We start from the raw sequence: 3,850 nt of genomic DNA, 5'->3' as shown, positions 1-3,850 counted from the left end.
GACAAATCCGGGCAACGCTCGGGCAACACAGTCAAATGGGCGCCAAATGACACGAACGTGCCGTCTCGCTCTGTCCGCAATGCCTCTTGTTCAAACTGGCGATACAGGCGGATAGCGGCTTTTGGCGCGCTCGATTTCGCCCACCGCCCTCGCCAAGGTGAGGTGGGCCGCTGTTTTTGGAGTTTGGCGACAAAATGCCCTTCCCCTTTCAGACGGTGCGGCCAAAGGCGGGCGGCGTGTACGAGATCGGATCGATTGGTTTTCGTCCATTCCGGCCGCCCTGGCTCGATGCCGCCGATTTTCGCAATGGGTAACAACTGCAAATCCTCGTACGTCTCAAGCAGCCATTCAATCGTTTGTTCGTTTTCCTCCGGAGAGAACGTGCACGTGGAATAGACGAGAATGCCGCCTTCTTTCAGCATCGCATAGGCGCTTTCCAAAATGCGCCGCTGTCTGGCCGCACATTCTTCCACATAAGCCGGGCTCCAAAACGAAGCGGCCTCTTCATCCTTGCGAAACATTCCTTCGCCGGAACAGGGGGCGTCGACTAAAATTTTGTCAAAAAAGCCCGGAAACTGCTCGGCAAGCGCCTCGGGAGTTTCATTGACGACAACGGTGTTCGTCAAGCCGAACCGTTCGACGTTCTCTGCGAGCGCTTTGACCCGTTTCGGGTGGATTTCGTTGGCGACAAGCAGCCCTTTGTTTTCCATCATCGCTCCAAGCTGGGTCGTTTTCCCGCCAGGGGCGGCGCACAAGTCAAGGACCCTCTCCCCAGGGGCGGGACGCAGCGCTTCGGCGACCGCCATCGCGCTCGGTTCTTGAATGTAATACAGGCCGGCCGCATGGTACGGATGCTTTCCCGGCTGTTCGTCCGGCTCATAATAAAACCCGGTCGGGCAAAACGGCACCGGGGAAAGGGAAAAGGGCGCCGTTTTTGCCCATGCGCCCGGGTCGGTTTTCAACGGATTGACGCGCAAGCCGTTGATTTTTTCATTTTCATAAACAGCGAAAAACTCGTCTGCTTCTTCATCAAGCAGCTTCTTCATTTTCGCGACAAATGCTTCCGGCAATCTCAACGCAGCAAACTCCTTTCTCCGTCCGTCGTCATGAGCGTTTGCCTGGCCATTTCACTTTTGGCTCCGTTTTGTTCAAGATGCGTTGAATGTTGGCGCGATGACGATAAAAGATAAACGAAGCGAGCAACAATACCGCCACCGTCAATGGAATGTCGTCCGTGAAAAAGACGGTGTACACGACCGCATACAGCGCCGCGGCCATCGATGACAGGGAGACGTAGCGTGAAACAGCCAAGACGACAAGAAACACGGCGATGAGCGACAAAAAGAACAACGGCGAATAAAACAGCATCACCCCGCCTGATGTCGCCACCGCCTTGCCGCCGCGGAACTTGGCGAACACCGGATACATATGGCCGACCACGGCGATCGCCCCGGCCAAAAGCGGATGCACGGGGACGGAAAAAAGCATCGGCAAGCTCGCCGCCAGCGTCCCTTTTAGCATATCGCCGACAATGACGATCGTTCCCGCTTTCGCCCCAAGCACGCGGAACGTGTTTGTTCCCCCAAGATTGCCGCTCCCGTGTTCGCGGATGTCGATCCCGTAGCCGATTTTCCCGACAAGAAGGCCAAACGGAATCGAGCCGAGAAGATAAGCAAGAAGCAAAATGAGTGCGGTCATCGAATCAAACACCCTTTACTCAACAAGTTTGTGCATGTTTCTATTTTAACATGCATGAGCGAAAACGGTAGACAGGAATTTTGCATTTCAAGGACATAGCCGCTAAACTGAAAAGAAGAAACGGGCTGTCGGAAAGTCCGTCCGACCCCGGACAGATGAGAAAGGAGCGACCATGATGAAAACGACGGTTGTATGGAACGGAAACATGTCATTCAGCGGCCAAAGCGCTTCCGGTGTGGTGATTCCGATCGACGCCGCGAAAGACGTCGGCGGCAACGATTCAGGCGCTCGGCCGATGGAGCTTTTGCTTCACGCCTTAGCCGGCTGCACCGGCATTGACATCGTTTTGATCTTGCGGAAAATGCGGCTTGATGTCCGCGCGTTTTCGATGGAAGTCGAAGGAACGCGCGCCGATGACCACCCAAAGCGGTTTACAGAGATTCATATTCATTACGCGCTCGAAGGCGATTTGCCGGAAGACAAGGTCGTCCGCGCCATTCGGTTGTCAAAAGAAAAATATTGTTCCGTTTCCCATTCGTTAAATGCCGCCATTACAGTGAGCTATTCGATCAACGGCGTGCGCGGGAAGGAGACGATCTAACAAGGAGAAGGGCTTGACGTTCATGGCCGTTTCGCGTGGCATAGCGTCGAATGACAATACGATGAAAAAGGTGTTCCGATACGATTAAAGGGCTGAAACAGATCGGCATCACCGGGTTTACCGTTTCGCAAGTCGTTGGGCGGGGAAAACAGAAGGACACGCAAGAAGTTTACCGAGGAAAAAACTACAAAGTGACGCTTCACCCGAAAGTGAAGCTGGAAATTGTTCTTTCCGATTTGGGATGAAAGATTTCGCAGGGTCAGCAGCGATTCATGCGCTCGGCGGCTTTGCGGCACTGGCGATCGCCAAGCGGCTTGGGCCGCGAAAAGGGCGGTTCAACTCGGACGGTAGTGTGAACGTATTTGCGCCGAGCAATATTCCGCTTGCTTCGGCTGGGGCGTTCATTTTATGGTTTGGCTGGTTTGCGTTTAATGCGGGCAGTACGCTCGACGCATCCAATAAAGCATTGGCATCGATCGCCCACAACACGATGCTGTCAGGGGCGGCCGGAGGCGCGTCGGCGCTCTTCGTGACGATGAAAAAGTACGGAAAAGCCGATCCAAGCATGGTCATGAACGGTGTATTGTCCGGTCTGGTGGCCATTACGGCCGGTTGCGCCTTCGTTTCGCAATGGAGCGCGGTGCTGATCGGTCTTGTGAGCGGCGTCATCGTCGTCTATGCGACGCTGTTTGTCGATGCATTGAAAATTGACGACCCGGTCGGTGCGGTGGCGGTTCATGGGTTTAATGGGGTGTTTGGCACGTTCGCCGTCGGCTTGTTCGACTCGACGCAAGGATTGTTGACGACCGGTCATGCGTCGTTGTTCATCACCCAACTGCTTGGCGCGTTGACAGTCATCGTTTGGGGCTTCGTCAGCGGTGCGCTCATCGCGAATGTGTGCGACAGCACGGTCGGGCTCCGGGCGACAGAGCGTGAGGAAGAAGAAGGTCTCGATATGGCGTACCACGGCATTCCGGCTTACAATGAACTCGAGCGGTTTGCCGATCTCCCGGGCGGGTTGTACGATTTTGAGGAGACGACCGGCATTCGCGTTGCTCCGTTAAACAAGAAAAACGCGGTCGGTTGAACGCTCTCCCACCTACGCTTGTGCTTCGAGGTGGGAGATTCTTGGGAACACCCGCCCCACGGCAGGCTGTCCATCGAGCTAAAAAAGAAAGGCTGTCCGAAGAGATACGTTCAACAGACTCTATCGGGCGGTCTTTTTTGTTTCTGTTGTTCTCAACAGTCAGTTGTGAATTTACAAAATATTTACGAGAAATCATCCTTTCTGCTCTATCATTGTACTGACTCGCAAGGATATAATGGGAGTGAACGAGAAGGCGAGAGAAAGGGGAACCGGGAATGAAGAATTCCAAACGATGGGGAAGACGGGTGCTATCCGCATTGGCTGCTGCAGCGGTGCTGGCCGCGGCTCCAGTTGGGGCGGCAGGGAACGGGAAAAGCAAGGGGAAGCCGCCTGCTTCTTCGCACCGTTATATTGAGGTGCAGCTGTTAGGCATTAACGACTTCCACGGCCAGTTGAATGTGACG

Annotated in this window: 3 protein-coding genes and 3 pseudogenes; 4 read left to right on the top strand and 2 right to left on the bottom strand. The window is 54.6% G+C overall.

Annotated features, from left to right (window positions below; translation table 11 throughout):
* Both T260_RS121435 and plsY read right to left on the bottom strand, forming a co-directional pair.
* Positions 1-1,076: NOL1/NOP2/sun family putative RNA methylase (locus T260_RS121435; RefSeq protein WP_023634689.1), on the bottom strand; the 1,076-nt coding region annotated here is incomplete at its 3' end.
* Positions 1,077-1,104: 28 nt separating this feature from the next.
* Positions 1,105-1,698 (bottom strand): glycerol-3-phosphate 1-O-acyltransferase PlsY, encoded by a 594-nt coding sequence (gene plsY, locus T260_RS121440; protein ID WP_011231258.1) that lies wholly within the window; start codon positions 1,696-1,698, stop codon positions 1,105-1,107.
* 175 nt (positions 1,699-1,873) lie between these two features.
* On the opposite strand from plsY, the gene T260_RS121445 reads away from it, so the two are divergent.
* From T260_RS121445 to T260_RS0121340, 4 genes and pseudogenes are all read left to right on the top strand, one after another.
* The gene (locus tag T260_RS121445; RefSeq protein ID WP_023634688.1) at positions 1,874-2,299 is read left to right on the top strand and encodes an OsmC family protein; all 426 of its coding nucleotides are present in this window, start codon (positions 1,874-1,876) and stop codon (positions 2,297-2,299) included.
* 83 nt (positions 2,300-2,382) lie between these two features.
* Positions 2,383-2,535: pseudogene (locus T260_RS1000000139315) on the top strand (P-II family nitrogen regulator); the annotation flags it as partial.
* Positions 2,532-3,386 (top strand): annotated as a pseudogene (locus T260_RS121450) (ammonium transporter); the annotation flags it as partial. The pseudogenes T260_RS1000000139315 and T260_RS121450, both read left to right, overlap by 4 nt.
* A 275-nt stretch (positions 3,387-3,661) precedes the next feature.
* Positions 3,662-3,850: pseudogene (locus T260_RS0121340) on the top strand (bifunctional metallophosphatase/5'-nucleotidase); the annotation flags it as partial.

Source organism: Geobacillus thermopakistaniensis (assembly GCF_000498995.1).
Taxonomy (GTDB): domain Bacteria; phylum Bacillota; class Bacilli; order Bacillales; family Anoxybacillaceae; genus Geobacillus; species Geobacillus thermoleovorans.
This window is presented reverse-complemented; position numbering and strand designations above follow the sequence as displayed.